The organism is Streptomyces sp. 3211.6 (genome assembly GCF_003634815.1).
In the GTDB taxonomy this organism is placed as follows: domain Bacteria; phylum Actinomycetota; class Actinomycetes; order Streptomycetales; family Streptomycetaceae; genus Streptomyces; species Streptomyces katrae_A.
Window position 1 is genome coordinate 206315 of the sequence record NZ_RBXC01000001.1, and the last position, 17799, is coordinate 224113.

Genomic DNA, 17799 nt, shown 5'->3' on the forward strand with positions numbered 1-17799 from the left:
CAACGACACTGGAGGCCCGGAGTGCGACGTGTCAAGAGCTTCGCCGTAGTTGCCGCAGCAACGGCAGCCATCACGTTCGCCGGAGTCGGCACAGCAATCGCCGACACAACTGCAACCAACGGCGGCCTGGCAAGCGCCACTTTCGTGAGCTATGGCGACGTCATCACCGTCACCCACTACAACTACGACCCCGATTCTCCATACCCTGAGTCCTGGGCGGAGTGGTACACCGACTACGGCCGTGAGGACTCGTGTGGGCCTACGAAGAGTTCCATCACGTGCCGTCCGAACGTGGCCGAGGGCCATTACATATACATCCGGGTCTGCACGAACTACAGCTTGATCAACCCCCCGACTTGCGGTGCCTACAAAAGGTCTTCGACCTCATAGAGACGCCGCGCTCTGGGGCCGGGGCGGGAGACCAGCCAACTGAACCCCGCCCCGGGCGCCCTACTGTTGCAAAAGTGCTGGTCATAGCCACTCGTTGATGGCTGCGACCAGCACGGTCGCGTGATAGCGGACGGCGAGTTTGTCGTACCTCGTGGCGACCGCGCGGTGGCGCTTGAGCCGGTTGATCCCGCATTCGACCGCGTGCCGCTGTTTGTAGTCATCCTTGTCGAACTTGGGCGGGCGGCCGCCTCGGGAGCCGAGCTTCTGGCGGTTGCGGATCTGGTCCGCCTTCTCCGAGATGGTGCACTTCACGCCGCGTCGGCGCAGGTAGGCGCGGTTTGCGCGGGACCCGTACGCCTTGTCCGCGCGGACCCTGTCCGGCTTCGTGCGGGGGCGGCCGGGTCCGGTTTTGGACACCCGGATGCCGTCGAGGACCGGCTGGAACTGGGGACTGTCGTGCCGCTGGCCGGCGGTCACGAGCAGGGACAGTGGTTTCTGTCCCTGCTCGACCGCCAGGTGCAGCTTGGTGGTCAGCCCGCCGCGCGAGCGCCCGAGGCCGTGGTCGTCCGGCTCGGTATCGACGCCTCCGGGAGGCTCCTTTTGGAGATCCCCTTTTTACGCGCCCCGGCTGCGTGCTGATGAGCGCGAGCGATGGTGGAGTCCACGCTCACGTCCCACGTGATCAGTCCTTTCGCGTCGGCCTCGGCCTGAAGCTGCTCGAAGATCCGCTTCCAGGTGCCATCACGCTGCCACCGTCGGAACAGGTCGTAGGCCCGGTCCCACGGCCCGTACCGTTCCGGCAGGTCACGCCAGGGCGCACCGGTCCGCGTCCGCCACCGTATGCCGTCGATCAACTGCCGACGGCTCCATGTCCGCGGACGGCCCGGCTTTTTGCCTACCGGCAGCAACGGCTCCAGACGCTCCCACTGGCCGTTCGTCAGATCACCACGTCCCACGGACAGTGATCAACCCGAACCTTGATCAACTTTCGCAACAGACCCTAGTAACGGGCTCTTGTCGCGGTCGATGGCCGGAGCCCGCCCGACCCGCACCAATCCGGGTGACTTTCGGCCCCACCGAGCCCCGGAGTCGGCGGGCGTGACCGTCCGCCGGCCTAGCGTGCGCGCCACGCCCACCCTCAGAACCGTCGCCGCGAGCTCCGCCCTGTTCCTGGCCACGCTGTCCGGCGCGACGCCCGCCGTCGCCGGAGGCGACGGCGATCTGCACCGGGTGTCGCCCGGCGACCCCTACGCCACCTGCCCGGTCCAGCCGGCGACGAGACCGCGACGCGGTCATCGCCGGACTCACACTGCCCTGGAACTCTGACGTCGTCGAAGGACACGCCAACCGGATCAAGATCCTCAAGCGCCAGATGTTCGGCCGGGCCGGCTTCACACTGCTCCGCAAGCGAGTGCGGTCCCCCTGGTCTCCCGGCGGAGATCACTCACCGTGCACGCGTCACGGAAATCGAGCCGGAACCGCTGAACGTGAACAAAGCCATCCACCCCTCCGTCACCTTCGACTGGGCCGAGTTCAAGACGCTGGCCGCCCCGAGGCGGCCTCGCCGCCGACACCAAAGGGTTGGAAGCCGCCATGGCGCTGGTCCGCGGCTGGCCGTTCGAAGGACGGACCCTGCCCTGGGCAGACCCCGTCATCCAGGAAATGCACTCCCGGATCACCGACACCACCCACACCCTCGCCCGCTGGCACACCCGCAGCAAGAATCCCGACCTCGACGCCGCCCGCCACACCATCCAACACGCCCTCGACGTCGAGGAGACCTCCGAAGTCCTCTACCGAGACCTCCTCCACATCGAAGCCGCAACCGGCAACCACGCCCCCGTGAGGAAGGTCATCGCACGAGCCCAGCACATCGCCCGCACCTACGACATCACCACCGAAACGACCATCAACGAAGTCCTTACTGGTGCTGTGCCACGTGCGACAAGGGCCTGAGCCGGCCCCTCCCACCCAGGCACGACAGCAGCCCGGACACGACCCCCAGACGCGGGGTCGACGACATGATCGGCATCTGCATCCGCCGCATGGACTTCTGTGTGCCCATCGGCGAGTTCGTCATGAGCCAGCGCGCCCGCGAAGTCCAGGCGTTCCGCGACGACGAGACCGCGCCCCTCGCCGCCCGCACGCCCTCCCGGCCATCCCCAGCTCCCGGTAGCCGGACCACAGCCCCCCGCCTTGCACGCCGGGGCAGGCAGCACCACCTCCTGCACCACTCGAACACGATCGAGACGAGCACGACATGACCGAGATGCTGACCAGGCCGGTCGAACCGGCCGCCGGCCAGCACCGCAACCCGCGCGACTACCCCTTCGACGAGGTCATGGCCACCCGCCTGCAGGTGGCTCCGTTCCCGGCACACCACGCCGCGCAACGCTCGCAAGGGTACCGAGACCCCCAAGCGACTGAGCCGTCACCGTTGGACCGTGGAGCGGACTGTGGCGTGGCCGGCCGCCCAGCCGGCTGCCGACGCCTGCATCGCCGCTACAAGCGCACGGCTGAACACGTCCTCGCTTTCGCCGGGATCGCGGCCGCCCTGATCTGCTGCTTCCGCTGGCTCATCCAGTGAATTGGGCTTTCAAGGGCGCTTCCGGACAACCGCTGTTCCTGCGTCCAGGTCGATACCCATCTGCGGTGGAGCGCCGTCGAGCGTGTCATCTCGTAGGACAAGCTCCTCCTGGCGGCGCTCGAGCTGCACACGTTTGTTGGCGTTCAAGAACGCATGCAGCTCATCGGCGACTGTGGCCCCGACGCCCACCCCGCTTCGCGGCGTCCGGGCTCTCAGGAGGCGGCACAGCCACTTTGGACGGCCGACTCGTACCAGTACGTGCCGGATCGACGCCAGCATGAAGGGGACCAGTACCAACACCGTCATGGTCAGCAGTCCCACCATCATCATCATGCTGTTTCAACGCCCCAGCACCGCACACGGTTCCAACGCGCAATGACACCGACCCTTCGTACGTGTCCACCCCGCGAGAGCTGGGCCAGCACCAATTGAGATGACCTCTACTGATCTTTTCGTAAGTTCGGTGGGTGTGGCGGGTGGATGGTCAGGCCGGTATGGGCGAGGAATGACCATGGCAGTCGGGGGTTGGTGTGGATGCGGTGGATCCCTTGCTCGGTGGCGTCGGCGACACCTGCGAGGTGGTCGCCGGCGAGGTTGGCGAGTTCACGCTTCTTGAGCGAGGACCACAGCAGTTCCACCAGGTTCAGCTCTGGAGCGCAGGCGGGCAGTCGTTCCAGGGTGAGCCAGTCCTGTTCGGCGGCCCAGGCCCGCATCGCCCGGCTCCAGTGGGCGGACAGGCCGTCCCAGACCAGGACCACTCGCTCGCCGCGGTAGAACACCTTCATCTGCTCCAGGACCTCGATGAGGGCGGCGGTGTCGTAGCTGCCGGGCTTGAGGCGGAAGCACGGGCGGGCCCCTCGGTCGGGTTCGGTGGAGTGGTAACCCAAGGCCCCGGCCATCGACGCGCGCTTCCAGTTCAGGCAGTGCCGCAGGAGTGGAGTCCCCGCCCTCGGGGGTGCGGCGGATCCGAGGGAGCAGAAAGACGCCTGATTCGTCGAGGGAGACGATCCAGGCGCGTGTGTTCACGGCCCCTTTTCGATGCGCGGCCACTCGTGCGCGATCCAGCGGGCGATCTCCGGCTCGTCCCGCTCGACCGCCCGCCGCTCGGGCCGTTGCAGGCTCCATCCGAGCCGGCCGGTCAGCAGCCGCCACACCGACGCCCTCGACAACACCACCCCCGTTGCCCGGGTGACGACCGCGCCGGCTCCTTCCAGGGTCCACAGGTCGGCCTCGAAACCATGCGCCTGGGCACCTTGCTCCAACGCGGCCCGGACCGTCTCGACCTGGGTGTCGTCCAGCTTGGTGTGGCGCCGCGGACCTGAACATGCTCGAGTTCTCCGGCACCGCGCCGGGCCTACGCGTAGGGCGCGCCGAGGTAGTTGCGTGCGAGTTCCCGCAGGCGGTGCACGTCGAAGCTGCGGCCGTGGCCGGGGTGGGCGATGGATATGTCCAGGTCGGCCAGGAGCGCCAGGCTGCGCCGATAGGCCGGCGGGTCGGATTCGGGGAGGTCGTCGATGAGGTGGCCGTTGTAGATGACGTCGCCGCTGAACAGTGCCCCGGTGTGTTCTTCGAGGAGGGCGATGCAGCCGGGGGTGTGGCCGGGAAGGTACAGGACGGTCAGTGAGCGCCCGCCCAGGTCGATCACGTCTCCGTCCTGGAGGGGGCGGTGCACCGTGAGCGGCTCCACGCGGTAGGTGCGAGGGTCGTAGCCGGTGTGGGGCAGCGCGTTGATCAGCAATCCAGGCAGGTCTTCTCCGGCCGGGTCCATGCCGATTTCCGTGTAGAGCCCGGGGCCGTAGAGGCTGGCGGGCACGCCCTGCGCCAGGGTCTCTGCAGCGGCTTGGTGGGCCGCCCGTTCTGAGAACTCGTGTGCTCCGCCGACGTGGTCCAGGTGTGCGTGGGTGAGGACGACCAGCGGATCCCGCTCGAACATGCGGGGGATGTGCCGACGCAGGCCGGCGACGCCCAGGCCCGCGTCCACGACGAGGTCGCGTTCCGTGCCGCGTAACCACCACAGGTTGGCCCGCACCAACTTGTCGACGTGCGGCTCTGTGATGCGAACGAGGCCGTCGTCCAGTTCCTCCAGCTCGTACCACCTGCGAGCCTGCGCCAGGATCATCGGCCTGCCCCGCTCTCGACGAGATGCCGATCGCCGAAGTCCGCGTCCAGCCATGAGCGCACGGCTGGCACGCCGCCGGCCTCCTGGCCGCACGCGACAAGTTGGGCCACCTGCCGACTGCCGATGGTGCCGGTCGCGCCGGACATGAAGATCTTCATGACATCTCCGTTCGTCGTGCTCACATACAGGAGACAGGGCATCCCGGCATCCCGTGATGGGCTGTGACTCGGTTCATAGGACGTCATGGCCGTCCGCGACCGAATTGTGCAGAAGGTCCATGAGGACCGCGGCGGTCTCGTCGGGGCACTCGTAGTGCGGCAGGTGTCCGACGCCGTCGAGCGGGCGCAGGTAAGCGCGGGAGAAAACGGTGCGCAGGACCTCGTCAGGCGGCATCGGGGTGATGGGGTCCTTTCGCCCCCACACCCCCAGCCGTCGGACCAGATCAGCCACCGGCTTCGGCAGGGCCGCCAAGGTCTTGGCCCCCGCCGTATGGTGCGCGCTGCCGTGTCCAGCGCCGAGAGGTAGCACGCATGGGGGAGGCGGATCCTCCATGCGGATGACGCAAGTCGTCACCGTCCGGACCACGATCGAGCCATGTCGATCACGCGTTCCCCGGACGACACAGCACGTCCCGTCCTACGCCGGGCAGTCCGCCTCCACCTGAGCGCATGGCCTGGGTACGCCGCAGCGGGATGGGGTTTCTTGTTCGCAGTACCCAGTTTCGTGTGGGCGACGGGCAGTACCTTCGGCGCCCGGACGACGGTGTCGCCGTCGCTGGTGCAGCTCGCTCGCGACGGAGTGCCGTGGTTCGTGGCCGTCCTGGTGGTGACCGGCTTCCTGAAGCTCGTCGGAGCACTGCTCGGCATCGGCTTGACGCGAGCGCGGGGCGCGCGAATCAGCCGATTCATGGTGTTCTGCGGGGGTGGTTCGGCGATCCTGCTCACTTGGCATGGCGGCCTCTTCGTCGTCCACGGTGTGCTGGCCGAGGCCGGGGCCGTCTCTGTTGAGCCGGACCTGGCTGCGCTGACTTGTTGGTACCTCTACTTGTGGGGGCCGTGGTTCATCGTCGGTGGTCTGGCCTTCGCCGGGGCCACCGCGCTGTATGTCCGCCCACGCCGTGATCGGCGCGAGCTACGGCTCTACGGCGCTGTGGGCGCGCTCGGTGCCCTGATCCTGTCCGTGACCTCGGCGGCTACCGGGATCGGTTGAGAGCCGTCACGCAACTGCTGGTCACAGGCGAGATGATCTCGCGGTGGCTGGTGTGATCACAGCGTCGGAGAGCAGGTCCCCCCGACTGGCGGCGCTGATCGCCTCGGGCGATGCGTCCCGAATCGCTCGCCGACAACCCAACCCCACATATGAGGAGTAGCCATGGTTGATCCCACGTCACATCCGCGGACTCCGGACCGCGTGCGCCACGTCGCGGTGCCGCCTGCCGCTCACGCACTCAGCACACTTGTGCGGATCGACTACGAGAACGCCGTGCTCACCGACCTCGACCCGGCTCAGAACCGCACCGCCGAGCAATGGGCGCGAACGGTCCTGGAAGACGCAGCCTCTGACACGCGGCAGGCCCTCACCCAGGGCTGGACCGCACTCGGCCTGCAGCTCCGCCCGGCCCCGTCCGAGGGTTGCGTACTCGGCTGGCCGGTGCGGCACAGAACCCCGGACCTCGTGCTCCTCTCCGCCGGCCCCACCCGTGGACTGCACGGCGAGCTGCTCTTCCAACGTCGGCCCCACACGCTACTGTTGGCCGCTTTCATTCAGTTGGACGACCAAAGAGCACGTGCCTTGTGGGCGCCAGCCGAGAACCGGCACCCCCACGTCATGTACCAGGTTCTCGAACAGGCCGTATCCCGGGCTACAGCCTGACCACATCACGACAAGGCGCTCGCCGGCGAGACGCCGAAACGGCAGCGGACTGCCGCAGGTGCGGACCGGCTGCATTCACCGCCCGCCCACAGGATGAGTGGGTGCACCTACCCGCCGCCACCCCGTCCCGGGCTGACCCGCACGACTACTGACTTTGAAGTCGGGTTGTCGTAGGGGCTGACGATCGTTGATCGTCGCGGTATGCCGGAGGTATGAGGTATCCGCAGGGTGGGGGTCTGACCGCGGAGAGGCAAGCCTTCCGCGAGCGGGTCCGGATGGAAGCGGTGGCGATGTTCGCCACCGGGCGGGGCAGTAGCGAGGTCGCGAAGGAGTTACGGGTCAGCGTCCGGTCGGTCCAGCGGTGGCGGCAGGCCTGGAGTGTGGCCGGTCGGGACGGGGTCCGTTCCCGCGGCCCGGCGTCGCGTCCCAAGTTGAGCGATGCGCTCTTCGCCGTGCTTGAGGAGGAGTTGGCCAAGGGCCCGGTCGCGCATGGCTGGCCGGATCAGCGGTGGACACTGGCCAGGATCAAGACCCTGATCGGCCGCAGGTTCCACAAGTCCATGACGCTGTCGGGCATCTCCCAGATGCTGCGGCGGCACGGCTGGAGCCACCAGGTCCCGGCCCGTCGGGCCGTCGAGCGTGACGAGGCGGCTGTGGCCGGCTGGGTGAAGGACGTGTGGCCGCACGTGGAAACACCGCGGCGGCGCTCGGGGCCTGGATCGTCTTCGAAGACGAAGCAGGGTTCTCGATGACGCCGCCGACCTCACGCACCTGGAGCAAACGCGGCAACACACCGGTCATCCGGGTCCGCGGACGCTCCCAGCGCCGCTTCTCCATCGCCGCCTTGTGCTGCTACAGACCCGGGATGCGCTCCCGCCTGGTCTACCGGCCCAAACGGCACGCCGATCACAAAAGCGGAGGCCGCAAGAGCTTCGCCTGGACCGAGTACCGCGACCTCCTCGTCGCCGCCCACCAGCAGCTCGGCGCACCCATCGTCCTCATCTGGGACAACCTGAACGTTCACAAAGACCGCCGTATGCGGGCCTTCATCGACGCACACGACTGGATCACCGCCTACCATCTGCCGCCCTACACCCCCGACCTCAACCCAGTGGAAGGCATCTGGTCGATCCTCCGCCGGACCAGTCAGGCCAACACCGCCTTCACCGACCCCGACCACCTCATCCGCCGACTACGACACGGCCTCCGCCAGATCCAATACCGGAGCGACATCATCGACGGATGCCTCGCGGCGACCGGCCTCACCCTGACGACACCACGCCTACAACCTCAGTAACCGGGCCATCCTGCCGTCGGCGCAGACCCTGTGAACTGACGTCTTACGCGACCTGTTCCCATCTCTTCTCACGCAGCTCGCTACAGCATCGTCTGGAGCGGTCTTGCCTGATGGGCATCAACGGGCCAGCCAACCTCTCCGGGAGCTCAGGGAAATGCCAGCAAGGCAGACCCTCGTGGTGGTCAGCGGACCACCGGGCACTGGAGAAACCACCCTCGCACGCAGCCTCGCCCTCGAACTCGGCTGCCCCGCGATCATCCGTGACGAGATCAAGCAGGGCCGGTGCGTCACCCCAACACTGACCATCATCGAGCGCATGACCGAGCGCGCTCGCTCGGACAGGCATCGCGCCGCCCACGGCGACCGTCAGCTCCGTACCGACATCGCCGCCGGCGCCTACAGCCCCGAGGGGTTCGTCGACATCTCCCTCGACGTGCCCACCCTGCTCGTGGACACGTCTGACGGCTACCAGTCAGGGACAGCCGAGATCGCAGCATTCGTCCGGGCGCGCTGACCTCAAAGCGGGGGGGCCAGTTCAGATTCCCCGCTCGCGGCCACCTGATGGGGAGTCATCTGGCCCCAGATGTCACAACGTGTAGTCATCGACAGGGCGGTGGCTCAGCGTGACGCCCTCGCGTGGACGCAACCGTTGCCTCGACCCGCGCCCTGGCCGAGGGTCTTCCCCGTTCGGGTGTTCCGCTGTCTGGTGACGTAACTTCGAGGATCTTGAAGCGTTCTCAGCTCATCCGATCGATCCGCGGTCCGGTCCAGAGCGAGGGGGCCTGGGTTCTCTCGGTCCAGGGAGTTTTCATGAGTCACCGTCGCACGATGCTCGCTGTGGCAGGGTCCGCCATTCTGGCCGCCGGCACGACTGTCCTCCTGCCCGCGACCGCGCACGCGGCCGTCGCCTGTGATGAGTCGTCCCTGGTCACTGCGGTAAACGCGGCCAACTCCGCCGGCGGCGGAACAGTGACTCTCACCCCGGGATGCACATACACCCTCACCGCCAGCCACGGCGACGACGGAGTGAACGGCCCCACCGGACTCCCGATCATCACCACCTCGATCACCTTCGAGGGCAACGCCAACACCATCACCCGCGCAGCGGCGACCAACTTCCGCATCGCCCAGGTCAGCAAGACCGGCGGCATCACCCTCAAGGCCGTCACCCTCAGCGGCGGCCATACGGCCACAAACGGGGGCGGCATCCTCAACTTCGGCGCGGTGGAACTCACCGGAAGTAAGCTGTCGAACAACGCCGCCGACGGCGTCGGCGGCGCCATCTACAGCACCGGCGGCGCGGCAGCGGCGACGTTTACCAGCAGCGACGTCAAGAACAACACCGCCCACCAGGCCGCCGGTATCGCCAGCGTCAACGCGACCCTCACCCTCACCAGCAGCGTGGTCAGCGGCAACGCCGCAGGTATCAACCCCGGCGGCATCTACTACGTCGCCGGCACCGCAACGCTCAACACCTCCTCGGTGACCGCCAACACCCCGACCAACTGCACCGGCAGCCCCTCCCCTGTCCCGGGGTGCATCGGATAAGTGGCCGTCTCACCACGAGATTGACAATCAGGCTGGGCAGCCGACACCCGGCCCAGCCACCTCCCGTGCTGTGCGACGCGCCACAGGTTCCCCGACTCGCCGACAGCTCAATGCGGCGCCGAGCACGGGGTGGCCGATTTCCACCCTGGCTGCCCAAGCAGAGGAGGGGGTACTGACCTGGGCCGGAAGGCGCCGACCGACCAATCGGCCATGAGTCCACGACTGACACAGTCGAGCCGGAAGCGGTCACCCACGGTTACATTCGCAACTGGCCGTCCATGGGGAATTCCTGGTGGCCGCTGTCAGGGAGGCAGACAAGCGTTTGCGTGCATGCCCCTGACACGCCCGCAGGCGGGTCCGGCGGCCGGCGGTTCAGCCGTCGGTTCCCTGCACGGTGTCGGCGTAGCTGTTGAACACGTCGAGTTCATCCTGCTCGAAGCGGCGGATACCGCCCCGGATGGAGTCGTAGCCGGCCACCACGGAAGTCGCGGTGGCGTAGACATGCTCGTCGTCCTTGACCTCGAAGTGGAAGGTGAGGGAGACACGCCTGACGTCGGTCACCCAGGCTTCGATGCGGACCGGGGTCTCCCAGGTCTCCAGCGGGTGCTGGTAGCGGATGGTCTGCTCGCGCAGCAGGAAGTTGCGGGCCAGGCGCTCGGCGGGGTCCTGGGGGACGAGCATGCTGAACATGCGCATGCGGGTCTCTTCCAGGAGGACGCCGTAACGGGAGCTGTTGAGGTGGCCGTTCGCGTCGAGGTCCGACCAGCGAACGGGGCAGTCGTAGATGTGTCGGGACACGGTGACTCCTGAGGTTGTGGGATCTGCCGCGCCTTCGAGGCGCCTGGCCGATACGAGGACGGACTGGCACACCCGTCCGCCCGCTAGGCCCGGGGGCTGCGGGGAACAGCCGTCCGAATGCTATCTGTCGTCCGGACGGCCACGCCCCGGCCCCCAGGCCCCCAGGCCCCCCAGTTGCGCTTGCCTCCCAGGGCGTCGGTCTCGTCGTCGGAGGTCTCGGCCTCGACCCAGGTGATCACTACGAACCGGCAGTGCGGCATCGACGCCGGGTACAGGACGTGGGAGACGACTTCGATGGCCTCCCAGCCCAGGGCGGGGATGATCAGCGGTCGGCTTCCAGGTGGGCTTCGGTGCGCCAGATCCGCTCGACGTCCGGGCTCTGTCGAACCTCGGCGATCAGGTCGACGAGCTCGGCGTTGTCCTTGTGAGTGGCCTGAGCGAACTTCAGCAGCCGGATGTAGGCCGCGGCGTGCATCTCCCAACCGTGCTATTGGGTACGGGCCTGAGGGTTCGTCAGGGCCCAGCGCATGAGGTTGGCACGCGGCTCCATGACCCAGGGCCACCACTCGGCCATGGCCGCGTTGCAGGCGAGGATGTTCTGACAGTAACGCGGCGTGCGGCTACGGCTCCGCGTCGGCTCTTGCGGGTCATGAGTGCGGCTCTTGACCCTCACGTGACGTCAGGCTGCATAGTCGGTGCCGTGGAAGATCACTGGACCGTGGGGCGCGTGGCCGAGCTGGCCGGCGTGAGCGTCCGCACGCTGCATCACTATGACGAGATCGGGCTCGTGCGCCCGTCGGCGCGGACCGCGGGTAGGTACCGGGCCTACTCGGCGGGTGACGTCGAGCGGCTGAGGGAGGTGCTGGCCTACCGGCGGCTGGGCTTCGGGTTGCGGGAGGTTGCGGAACTGGTCGGCGACTCGTCCACCGACGCGGTCGCGCACCTGCGCCGACTGCGTGGCCTGCTGCTGGAGCGGCGTGATCGTGCTGACGCCATGATGGCGGCCATTGACAGGGAACTTGAGGCACGGGCGAGGGGACTGAAGGTGACACCAGAGGAGCAACTGGGGATGCTCGGTGCACGGCTGTACGACGCGATCGGCGGCGCTTACACCGCGACACGGCGCACCGAGCCGCGGATCGCAGCGCAGATCTTGGACGCGCTCGGGGACGCGCGGACGGTGCTGAATGTCGGGGCCGGCACCGGCTCCTACGAGCCGGCCGATCGCGAGGTGACTGCGGTGGAGCCGTCGGAGGTCATGCGGCGTCAGCGGCCTCCCGGCTCGGCGCCGTGCGTGGCCGCCGCCGCGGAGAGCCTGCCGTTCGAGGACCACTCCTTCGACGTCGCGATGGCCGTCTCCACTGTTCACCACTGGGGGGACCCGATAGCGGGGCTGCGCGAGATGCGGCGCGTGGCCCGCCGCGTGGTGGTGCTCACGTTCGACACCGACGAGCCCGGATGGCAGGACCGGTTCTGGCTTACCCGCGACTACCTGCCCGAGTTCGCCACCGTCCTCGCAGAATTTCCCTCACTTGCGGGGATGGCCGACGCGATCGGCGCCCGCGCCGAGCCGGTGCCCATCCCGTGGGACTGCACTGACGGCCTGTTCGAGGCGTACTGGCGCCGACCGGACGCGTATCTGGAGGATCACGTCCGCCGTGCGGTGTCGGTATGGACGAGGGTCGGACCGGACGCCGAGCAGCGGGCGGTGCGAAGCCTCCGCGACGACCTCGACTCCGGCCGGTGGGCCGAGCGCAACAGCGACCTCGCCCACCTCGACGCGGCAGACCTCGGCCTCCGCCTGCTCATAGCTTGAATGGGCACCGGTCCGGACTGACCCGGGTTACTCCTCCTCGTCACCGTCCTCGGACGCGTCTGGGACGCGGAAGGGACGCAGGCCCTTGGCCGGGGCCGCTGGCGGTGATGTTGAACAGGTAGCGGCCCAGGAAGTTGATGTGCCGGTCCTTGAGTGGGGAGGGCCGGGCGACATCCTCGTCCTTGAGGTCGTGGCCCTCGGCGCGGAGTTGAGCGACGGCGGCGTCCAGGTAGCGGGTGTTCCACAGCACCACGGCGTTGAGGACCAGGCCCAGGGCGGCGAGCTGGTCCTCCTGGCCCTCGCGGTACGCCTGGCGGATCTGGCCCCGGCCGCCGTGACAGATCGCGCGGGCCAGCCGGTGGCGGGGCTCCTGCACGGTGAGCTGCCGGTTCATCAGCCGCCGGTAGGTGTCGTCCACCGGGTCGACCAGGCCGAGCAGGTGCATGGTCTTGTCGATCCGCCCGTACTCGGCGAATGCCGCCCCCAGCGGGGTCGGGTGCCCTCGCGGCCGAACATCCGCAGCAGGTCGTAGGCCCGTACCTGGTTGGTGATGAGCGACCCGGCCACCCGCAGCATGTCCGGCCAGTGCGTGGCGATCTTCTTCAGGTTGACCTTGTTGCAGGCCACGTCCTCCAGCGGTCCGTACCCGACCGACGGCTTTTCGCCGTCGGGCAGGTCGGCCCGCCAGAACCGCTGATCGGCGAGGTCACGGAAGCGCGGGGCGAAGCGGAAGCCGAGCATCTTGTACAGGCCGAACGCCATGTCGGAGTAGGAGGCGTTGTCGGTGGCCACCATCTCCGGCTTCACCCCGCCGTCCAGGTTCAGCAGGGTGTCCAGGGTGTAGAGGCTGTCGCGTGGGGTGCCGCGTACGACCATCGCGCCGATCCCGGCGACCTGGTCGTTGACGGCGTTGAGCCAGGTGACGCCGCGTTTGTAGCCGTAGTACTTGGGCGAGGGCCCGGTGTTGATGCTCTTGACCGGAACGACGAAGCGCAAGCCATCGACGGAGGCGAGCAGCCCGCCTCCCCACATTTGGGCAAGCTCGATGCGGGACTGTGCGCCGATCATTGCGGCGTTCGCCGCGGCGATGGTGTCGGCGCGCACGTGGTTCTGGTCGACGTGCGAGAGCCGCGAGCGGGTCAGCGCCTTGTTGTTCGGGTCGATGACCGGGGTCAGCCCGATGTTGCAGCTCTGGGAGACCAGCAGGGCAACCAGGGAGACGAGCAGCCCCTCCATGCGGGTACGCCGGTCGGAGACGTGCCCGAAGGAGTCGAGGAACCCGGTCCAGGAGTGAACCTCGAACAGTAGGTCCGACAGGTCGATCCTGGGCAGCATCGCCTCCGTGGTGGCCTTCAGCCAGGTCAGCGACTCCGGCTCGCCCAGCGCGCCGAGCTTGTCCACGCTCAGCCGAGCACGTCCCCCGCCCTCGGGAACGACGATCTCCACTCGGACCGACAACCGGACCGAATCGGACGTGGACCGGACTGGTACGCCCCGGGACCATCCGGGCACGTGTGCACACCGGACGGTCGGACCGCCGGCCCGGACCGCGCCGCCTGTCCGAGGCCGAGGTCGTCGAGCTGGTCCTCCCGGACGTCCCCGCAGTCCTGGCGGCCGAGGGGAACGTACAGATCACCAGGGCGCAGCTGCGGGGCATCATGCACGCCCGCGGAATCCCGCTCGGCAATGAGCACATCGGTCCTGTCCTGACCGCGCTTCGGGCCGCCACCGCCTCCACCACATCCTCCGAAGGAGCCACCCGCTGATGAAGACGTGCGAGCGATTCACCGACTGAAGGCCGGATACGAACGCGACATCACGTTCCTGCGCAACCACGCCGCCCGTCACGCGGGCAGCACCGCCTCCAAGTCGAGCACGCGGCACGCCCTGGCGGTGAAGCAGAACATGGCCAAGGCGCTGACCCGCCATTTCACGCGCTGCCCCCTGTGCGGGTGAGCTGCCCCCCTGCCCGTACGGCGGCCCGGACCAGCCCCCGGGCCGCCGCCCTGTTCCCGCGCCTCGCCTCCCGGAAGGAGCCGAATCCCCCGTGTCCTCAGCCGAGAACCCGCCCGAAGGAGAGCAGAACCAGCGCGTCGAACGGGCCGAGTCCCCCGGACGCGACCACCGATCGCCGGACAGCAACTCGCTCCCAGGAGGGGCAAGTTATCGGCCAAGACGCTCTTCCCCGTTGGGGAAGCGCGTCTTGGCCAAGCCCGCCCCAGGAGTGGCGGGAGCGGACCGGAGCCAGGGGGCACCGGTCCACGAGGCAGCGACCGAGGGCGGATCGCAGCCGGAGGGGAAGCCCGTACCGCGACGCAAACGCCGCGTCACGAAGAACGCCTCCCGCGGGCGCTTGCCGAAGACCGCCGCCGAGAAGCGCAGCTACGTGTGCAGCGTCCGCCTCAACGACGACGAGAAGCACCACCTCGCCACAGCCGCCGCAGCAGCCCGCACGAGCCTGCCCGCGTTCCTCGCCCGCAGCGCTCTCGCCGCCGCCCGCGACCCCGAGCATGCCGCCGGCGCCATCGCCGGCGAACGTGAGCTGATCTACGAGATGTTCGCCGCCCGCCGACACCTCGGCCACGTCAGTTCGAGCAGAATCTCCGCACGGGCGAGATGAGCCCGGTGACGCGGCGGGTCGTCGCGGGGCTGGGCATCGTCGGCGGCGTGGCGACCGGAGTGGTCGCGGCGGTGGCCGGGCTGTTCGTCGTGCTGGCCGCGGTGCGGTTCGATCCCGGCGAAGCCAAGGGCATGGACGAGACGCTGCGTTCGTTCGCCGCCACACCCGCCGGGCCCGTTCTGCTGATCGCCGCGGCGGTGGGCCTCCTGCTGTTCGGCTTCTACTCGTTCTGCGAAGCCCGGAGTCGGTCGGTGGCGGCCTGGACCCGGTCGGTGGCCCGGCGGACGGCGGTCAGCACCGCGTCGAGGTGGGCGTCCGCCGGGCGGTCGCCGGAGTTGATGGCGAGGGTCAGCTGGTTGAGGTTGTTGCCGTTCCGCATCAGGCGCCGGACCACGATCACCACGCCGACGATGACCAGGACGGCTCCGACCACACCGACGATGACCCGCCCGAAGGGCCAGGTCAGCACCCTCGCGGTGTAGTCCTTCGAGGTCTCATCGCCGGGACGGCCTCCGGCGGACCCGCCGACCGGCGCGGTCTGCACCACGCCGATACAGATCACGGTGTAGAAGACCGCCAGCCCCAAAGAGCCCAGGCGGCGGGTCCACCTGTCACCGCCCGTCACCGCGCCCGTCCGAATGCGGCCTCGGACAGGCGCCACAGCGCCATAGCCGCCAGCCCCACGACCAGCGCCCATAGCAGCACCCGGCCGAATGGCTGCTCGCCGATGGTCCTCACCGCGCCGGACCGGTCGGCCTCCTTGCCTCTGTCGCCGCCGAAACCATCTGTACGGCCAGCAGCCCCACCAGTACGTAGATCACTCCCCGCCCGGAGAGTCCGACCCTGGACAAGACCTCCATGGCGCGGCTGTTGGACACACGCCGGCCCTGGGACCTGGCGTGGAAGACATTGCCTTTCCTTATGGCCATACGTGGCACCTCCGGGGCCCTGCTGTCGGCCGGCAGGGCGCTGTGTTCAGTGCTTGAAAGCGTCCTTGATCTTCGCCCCGGCCTGCTTGGCGTTGCCCTTGGCCTGGTCAGCACGGCCTTCGGCCCGCAGGTGCCAGCTGCCGGTGACACGGCCGACGGTCTTCTTGGCGCCGCCCTTGACCGCCTCGGCCTTGTGCGCGATCTTCTTGCCGATACTCATGGGGTGCCTGCCTTAAGTCGTGCGCCGGTATGTGGCGGCCTACCGGGGATCCGATCGGTGCTTGAACGGGTTGAGCCCCCTCCGGCGCTCTCCGCCCGGGTTGGACTCTCGCCCAACCGTCGCCTCTGGGCGGGCGATGCCACGTTGGTCTACGACGTCGGCGCGGTCGTCGCCGGCGGTGGCTGCTCCCCGGCGCGACTTGTCGACTTCGGGGCCGGTTTCGTGGCCGCGATGAGAGTTACGGCGGGCACCGGCCAGGAGGAGGCTCAGCCCGAGCAGGGCCACGGCCCCGACGACGATGCCGTAGAGGAAGAGGGTGCCGGTGGATCCGGTGACCTCGTGGCCGAATACGGAGAATCCGCCGGTCAGCTCGTGGGCGCTGCCGTCGTTGGTCACGACGCCTGCCACACCGACGACCAGGGCGGCGATCAGGAGGACGAGTCCGAGGATGACGAGCATGGCGCGCTCCAGAGGTGTCTCTCCACGGTAGGACTGTCCTGCCCGGGAAGCCACCAGCAGAGGGCAGATCCAGACTGGGAACAGGGGCTTTGCGTCACTCCATGAGATCGGCGCACATCATGATCGTCCTCGGAATCATCCTGCTGGTCGTCGGATACGTGGTCGGCATCTCCATCCTGTGGACCCTCGGGATCATCCTGGTCGTCCTCGGCATCATCCTGTGGATCCTAGGATCCGTCGGACACAATGTCGGCGGACGACGGCACTACTGGTAGCCGCCCCTGACCCCGTGCGGGGAACGACCCCCGTTTCCGCACGACCCCCGCCGCCGAGGACGCATACAGCACGGCCGCCACGACCAGCCTGCCGCGCCTGGGGCACGCGCAACCGCGAACCGAGGCATCACACCATGGCCCTCTTCTACCTCCTGCTGATCGCCGCGATCGTGCTGATCATCATCGGCGCGACCGTCGACGGCATGCTGTACCGCTCTCCGCCGGCGTGCTCCTGCTCATCGCCGACGTCCTCTACCTCGCCGTGAGATCGGTACTACGGCGCCGTCGCCCGGCCCACTGACCCGCCCACCACTGTTTCCGCCACCGCTGCCCCGACCTCGGTCGTTGTCCGGCACGCTGACCGCCACCAGTCGACAGCCCCGACCAGGCCCCGAATCCTGGAGGCAGCGCCTGGCCCTGCGCCAATACCGATCCTTCTTCGCCTACTCAGCGCCTGACCACCGGCCCATACCGCTGCGACTACCGGCCGCTGTGAGCACTGGACGCGAAACACCGGCCGGCATCTGCCTCACGCAGAAAGGATCGCGCGGGCAGCCACCGGCCGGTACAAGTGCAGGGCCGTCATATGGGGTTCGATGTCGCTGTCCCGCTCGCTCTCCTTCTTGCTCTGGTCCAAGATCCGGCGGGCCTTGTCCTTCAGCCGCCGGCGTTCCGCCGGGCCGGTGGCACGCGCCGCGGCCTGCTCGATCTTCTCCGCCTGGTCACGCATCTGCTGTGCACGGCTGCCGGACTCGCCTGCAACACTCGTGATCACTCCTGGGACCTGGGGAGAGCGGATGCCACCACCGAAACAGCACCCCCGCCCCCGCGCATGCCGCACGGTCACCCACCGCTATCCCCGCAGCACA

Annotated in this window: 28 protein-coding genes and 3 pseudogenes; 16 read left to right on the forward strand and 15 right to left on the reverse strand. The window is 68.4% G+C overall.

Going from position 1 to position 17799, the window contains the following annotated elements:
* Nucleotides 1-21: 21 nt before the first annotated feature.
* Nucleotides 22-390, forward strand: coding sequence for a hypothetical protein (locus tag BX286_RS00975; RefSeq protein WP_100862040.1), 369 nt, complete (start codon nucleotides 22-24; stop codon nucleotides 388-390).
* Nucleotides 391-471: 81 nt separating this feature from the next.
* On the opposite strand, the gene BX286_RS00980 is transcribed toward BX286_RS00975, so the two are convergent.
* Nucleotides 472-1346, reverse strand: a protein-coding gene (locus BX286_RS00980) for an IS5 family transposase (protein ID WP_398897999.1) whose coding sequence is annotated in 2 segments (ribosomal slippage) — nucleotides 472-956 and nucleotides 956-1346 — 876 coding nt in all. Because the reading frame shifts where the segments join, the coding sequence is not laid out codon by codon here.
* A gap of 637 nt (nucleotides 1347-1983) precedes the next feature.
* Here BX286_RS00980 and BX286_RS35970 point away from each other — a divergent pair.
* Both BX286_RS35970 and BX286_RS00995 read left to right on the forward strand, forming a co-directional pair.
* Entirely contained in the window at nucleotides 1984-2346 is a 363-nt protein-coding gene (locus BX286_RS35970; protein WP_148710239.1) for a hypothetical protein, read from the forward strand.
* A 401-nt stretch (nucleotides 2347-2747) separates the two neighbouring features.
* Nucleotides 2748-2977: pseudogene (locus tag BX286_RS00995) on the forward strand (transposase); the annotation flags it as partial.
* 9 nt (nucleotides 2978-2986) lie between these two features.
* Here BX286_RS00995 and BX286_RS01000 read toward each other — a convergent pair.
* The 6 genes from BX286_RS01000 to BX286_RS36290 all read right to left on the reverse strand — a co-directional run bounded on the left by BX286_RS01000 (nucleotide 2987) and on the right by BX286_RS36290 (nucleotide 5489).
* Nucleotides 2987-3301, reverse strand: a complete 315-nt coding sequence (locus BX286_RS01000) for a DUF6191 domain-containing protein (RefSeq protein ID WP_148710240.1) — start codon at nucleotides 3299-3301, stop codon at nucleotides 2987-2989.
* Between the two features lie 116 nt (nucleotides 3302-3417).
* The gene (locus tag BX286_RS01005) at nucleotides 3418-3876 is read right to left on the reverse strand and encodes a transposase (RefSeq protein WP_100862044.1); all 459 of its coding nucleotides are present in this window, start codon (nucleotides 3874-3876) and stop codon (nucleotides 3418-3420) included.
* A 123-nt stretch (nucleotides 3877-3999) separates the two neighbouring features.
* Complete coding sequence (locus BX286_RS36280) at nucleotides 4000-4239, reverse strand: winged helix-turn-helix domain-containing protein (protein WP_159036662.1); 240 nt, start codon at nucleotides 4237-4239, stop codon at nucleotides 4000-4002.
* A 92-nt stretch (nucleotides 4240-4331) separates the two neighbouring features.
* Nucleotides 4332-5096, reverse strand: coding sequence for an MBL fold metallo-hydrolase (locus BX286_RS01015; RefSeq protein WP_100862045.1), 765 nt, complete (start codon nucleotides 5094-5096; stop codon nucleotides 4332-4334).
* Nucleotides 5093-5254, reverse strand: coding sequence for a hypothetical protein (locus BX286_RS36285; RefSeq protein ID WP_159036663.1), 162 nt, complete (start codon nucleotides 5252-5254; stop codon nucleotides 5093-5095). Before BX286_RS36285 ends, BX286_RS01015 begins: the two co-directional genes overlap by 4 nt.
* 73 nt (nucleotides 5255-5327) lie before the next feature.
* Nucleotides 5328-5489 carry a hypothetical protein gene (locus BX286_RS36290; RefSeq protein ID WP_159036664.1) on the reverse strand — a complete coding sequence of 54 codons (162 nt, stop codon included), beginning with the start codon at nucleotides 5487-5489 and terminating at the stop codon, nucleotides 5328-5330.
* A 309-nt stretch (nucleotides 5490-5798) separates the two neighbouring features.
* On the opposite strand from BX286_RS36290, the gene BX286_RS01025 reads away from it, so the two are divergent.
* From BX286_RS01025 to BX286_RS01050, 6 genes are all read left to right on the forward strand, one after another.
* Nucleotides 5799-6305 carry a DUF3995 domain-containing protein gene (locus BX286_RS01025; RefSeq protein WP_261993289.1) on the forward strand — a complete coding sequence of 169 codons (507 nt, stop codon included), beginning with the start codon at nucleotides 5799-5801 and terminating at the stop codon, nucleotides 6303-6305.
* A 162-nt stretch (nucleotides 6306-6467) separates the two neighbouring features.
* Complete coding sequence (locus tag BX286_RS01030) at nucleotides 6468-6968, forward strand: hypothetical protein (protein ID WP_100862049.1); 501 nt, start codon at nucleotides 6468-6470, stop codon at nucleotides 6966-6968.
* A 212-nt stretch (nucleotides 6969-7180) separates the two neighbouring features.
* Complete coding sequence (locus BX286_RS01035; protein ID WP_121014325.1) at nucleotides 7181-7720, forward strand: winged helix-turn-helix domain-containing protein; 540 nt, start codon at nucleotides 7181-7183, stop codon at nucleotides 7718-7720.
* Entirely contained in the window at nucleotides 7717-8265 is a 549-nt protein-coding gene (locus tag BX286_RS01040) for a transposase (protein ID WP_261993604.1), read from the forward strand. The genes BX286_RS01035 and BX286_RS01040 overlap by 4 nt, the downstream gene beginning before the upstream one ends.
* A 154-nt stretch (nucleotides 8266-8419) precedes the next feature.
* Nucleotides 8420-8779 carry an AAA family ATPase gene (locus BX286_RS01045; RefSeq protein ID WP_100862050.1) on the forward strand — a complete coding sequence of 120 codons (360 nt, stop codon included), beginning with the start codon at nucleotides 8420-8422 and terminating at the stop codon, nucleotides 8777-8779.
* A gap of 296 nt (nucleotides 8780-9075) precedes the next feature.
* The gene (locus BX286_RS01050; RefSeq protein WP_148710241.1) at nucleotides 9076-9813 is read left to right on the forward strand and encodes a hypothetical protein; all 738 of its coding nucleotides are present in this window, start codon (nucleotides 9076-9078) and stop codon (nucleotides 9811-9813) included.
* Between the two features lie 372 nt (nucleotides 9814-10185).
* On the opposite strand, the gene BX286_RS01055 is transcribed toward BX286_RS01050, so the two are convergent.
* Entirely contained in the window at nucleotides 10186-10611 is a 426-nt protein-coding gene (locus BX286_RS01055) for a thioesterase family protein (protein ID WP_159036665.1), read from the reverse strand.
* A gap of 322 nt (nucleotides 10612-10933) precedes the next feature.
* Nucleotides 10934-11086 carry a hypothetical protein gene (locus BX286_RS36295; protein ID WP_159036666.1) on the reverse strand — a complete coding sequence of 51 codons (153 nt, stop codon included), beginning with the start codon at nucleotides 11084-11086 and terminating at the stop codon, nucleotides 10934-10936.
* A 243-nt stretch (nucleotides 11087-11329) separates the two neighbouring features.
* On the opposite strand from BX286_RS36295, the gene BX286_RS01060 reads away from it, so the two are divergent.
* Nucleotides 11330-12427, forward strand: coding sequence for a MerR family transcriptional regulator (locus BX286_RS01060; protein WP_079431365.1), 1098 nt, complete (start codon nucleotides 11330-11332; stop codon nucleotides 12425-12427).
* A gap of 27 nt (nucleotides 12428-12454) precedes the next feature.
* Here BX286_RS01060 and BX286_RS37240 read toward each other — a convergent pair.
* A pseudogene (locus BX286_RS37240) lies at nucleotides 12455-13981 on the reverse strand (transposase); the annotation flags it as partial.
* On the opposite strand from BX286_RS37240, the gene BX286_RS01070 reads away from it, so the two are divergent.
* The 4 genes and pseudogenes from BX286_RS01070 to BX286_RS01085 form a co-directional block, all read left to right on the forward strand.
* Entirely contained in the window at nucleotides 13942-14193 is a 252-nt protein-coding gene (locus BX286_RS01070; RefSeq protein WP_121014328.1) for a hypothetical protein, read from the forward strand. The pseudogene BX286_RS37240 and the gene BX286_RS01070 overlap by 40 nt on opposite strands.
* A gap of 7 nt (nucleotides 14194-14200) precedes the next feature.
* On the forward strand, nucleotides 14201-14383 hold the full coding sequence (locus BX286_RS01075) for a hypothetical protein (RefSeq protein WP_237293233.1): 183 nt from the start codon (nucleotides 14201-14203) through the stop codon (nucleotides 14381-14383).
* 397 nt (nucleotides 14384-14780) lie between these two features.
* Nucleotides 14781-15047 (forward strand): hypothetical protein, encoded by a 267-nt coding sequence (locus BX286_RS01080; RefSeq protein ID WP_100862055.1) that lies wholly within the window; start codon nucleotides 14781-14783, stop codon nucleotides 15045-15047.
* A pseudogene (locus BX286_RS01085) lies at nucleotides 15044-15235 on the forward strand (DUF1206 domain-containing protein); the annotation flags it as partial. The gene BX286_RS01080 and the pseudogene BX286_RS01085, both read left to right, overlap by 4 nt.
* 32 nt (nucleotides 15236-15267) lie before the next feature.
* On the opposite strand, the gene BX286_RS01090 reads toward BX286_RS01085, so the two are convergent.
* The 4 genes from BX286_RS01090 to BX286_RS01110 all read right to left on the reverse strand — a co-directional run bounded on the left by BX286_RS01090 (nucleotide 15268) and on the right by BX286_RS01110 (nucleotide 16655).
* Nucleotides 15268-15672: a DUF1206 domain-containing protein gene (locus tag BX286_RS01090; RefSeq protein WP_187344054.1), complete on the reverse strand. Its 405-nt coding sequence runs from the start codon at nucleotides 15670-15672 to the stop codon at nucleotides 15268-15270.
* Nucleotides 15669-15785: a DUF1206 domain-containing protein gene (locus BX286_RS37990; RefSeq protein ID WP_121014330.1), complete on the reverse strand. Its 117-nt coding sequence runs from the start codon at nucleotides 15783-15785 to the stop codon at nucleotides 15669-15671. Before BX286_RS37990 ends, BX286_RS01090 begins: the two co-directional genes overlap by 4 nt.
* A 237-nt stretch (nucleotides 15786-16022) precedes the next feature.
* Entirely contained in the window at nucleotides 16023-16196 is a 174-nt protein-coding gene (locus BX286_RS01105; RefSeq protein WP_100862057.1) for a CsbD family protein, read from the reverse strand.
* Between the two features lie 39 nt (nucleotides 16197-16235).
* Nucleotides 16236-16655, reverse strand: coding sequence for a hypothetical protein (locus BX286_RS01110; protein ID WP_121014332.1), 420 nt, complete (start codon nucleotides 16653-16655; stop codon nucleotides 16236-16238).
* A gap of 119 nt (nucleotides 16656-16774) precedes the next feature.
* Here BX286_RS01110 and BX286_RS36300 point away from each other — a divergent pair, with 119 nt between their 5' ends.
* Both BX286_RS36300 and BX286_RS37245 read left to right on the forward strand, forming a co-directional pair.
* On the forward strand, nucleotides 16775-16930 hold the full coding sequence (locus BX286_RS36300; protein ID WP_222842074.1) for a DUF6131 family protein: 156 nt from the start codon (nucleotides 16775-16777) through the stop codon (nucleotides 16928-16930).
* A 134-nt stretch (nucleotides 16931-17064) separates the two neighbouring features.
* On the forward strand, nucleotides 17065-17196 hold the full coding sequence (locus tag BX286_RS37245; RefSeq protein ID WP_261993290.1) for a hypothetical protein: 132 nt from the start codon (nucleotides 17065-17067) through the stop codon (nucleotides 17194-17196).
* Nucleotides 17197-17459: 263 nt separating this feature from the next.
* On the opposite strand, the gene BX286_RS01115 is transcribed toward BX286_RS37245, so the two are convergent.
* Nucleotides 17460-17705, reverse strand: a complete 246-nt coding sequence (locus tag BX286_RS01115) for a DUF6381 family protein (RefSeq protein WP_222842047.1) — start codon at nucleotides 17703-17705, stop codon at nucleotides 17460-17462.
* Between the last annotated feature and the right edge of the window lie 94 nt (nucleotides 17706-17799).

Excerpts from the sequence above, each read along its gene's own strand:
- BX286_RS35970 (WP_148710239.1), top strand. The coding sequence starts at position 1,984 with ATGGCGCTGGTCCGCGGCTGGCCGTTCGAAGGACGGACCCTGCCCTGG.
- BX286_RS01000 (WP_148710240.1), bottom strand. The coding sequence starts at position 3,301 with ATGGTGGGACTGCTGACCATGACGGTGTTGGTACTGGTCCCCTTCATG.
- BX286_RS01005 (WP_100862044.1), bottom strand. The coding sequence starts at position 3,876 with ATGGCCGGGGCCTTGGGTTACCACTCCACCGAACCCGACCGAGGGGCC.
- BX286_RS01015 (WP_100862045.1), bottom strand. The coding sequence starts at position 5,096 with ATGATCCTGGCGCAGGCTCGCAGGTGGTACGAGCTGGAGGAACTGGAC.
- BX286_RS36285 (WP_159036663.1), bottom strand. The coding sequence starts at position 5,254 with ATGAAGATCTTCATGTCCGGCGCGACCGGCACCATCGGCAGTCGGCAG.
- BX286_RS36290 (WP_159036664.1), bottom strand. The coding sequence starts at position 5,489 with ATGCCGCCTGACGAGGTCCTGCGCACCGTTTTCTCCCGCGCTTACCTG.
- BX286_RS01030 (WP_100862049.1), top strand. The coding sequence starts at position 6,468 with ATGGTTGATCCCACGTCACATCCGCGGACTCCGGACCGCGTGCGCCAC.
- BX286_RS01035 (WP_121014325.1), top strand. The coding sequence starts at position 7,181 with ATGAGGTATCCGCAGGGTGGGGGTCTGACCGCGGAGAGGCAAGCCTTC.
- BX286_RS01040 (WP_261993604.1), top strand. The coding sequence starts at position 7,717 with ATGACGCCGCCGACCTCACGCACCTGGAGCAAACGCGGCAACACACCG.
- BX286_RS01045 (WP_100862050.1), top strand. The coding sequence starts at position 8,420 with ATGCCAGCAAGGCAGACCCTCGTGGTGGTCAGCGGACCACCGGGCACT.
- BX286_RS01050 (WP_148710241.1), top strand. The coding sequence starts at position 9,076 with ATGAGTCACCGTCGCACGATGCTCGCTGTGGCAGGGTCCGCCATTCTG.
- BX286_RS36295 (WP_159036666.1), bottom strand. The coding sequence starts at position 11,086 with ATGCACGCCGCGGCCTACATCCGGCTGCTGAAGTTCGCTCAGGCCACT.
- BX286_RS01105 (WP_100862057.1), bottom strand. The coding sequence starts at position 16,196 with ATGAGTATCGGCAAGAAGATCGCGCACAAGGCCGAGGCGGTCAAGGGC.
- BX286_RS01110 (WP_121014332.1), bottom strand. The coding sequence starts at position 16,655 with ATGCTCGTCATCCTCGGACTCGTCCTCCTGATCGCCGCCCTGGTCGTC.
- BX286_RS36300 (WP_222842074.1), top strand. The coding sequence starts at position 16,775 with ATGATCGTCCTCGGAATCATCCTGCTGGTCGTCGGATACGTGGTCGGC.
- BX286_RS37245 (WP_261993290.1), top strand. The coding sequence starts at position 17,065 with ATGGCCCTCTTCTACCTCCTGCTGATCGCCGCGATCGTGCTGATCATC.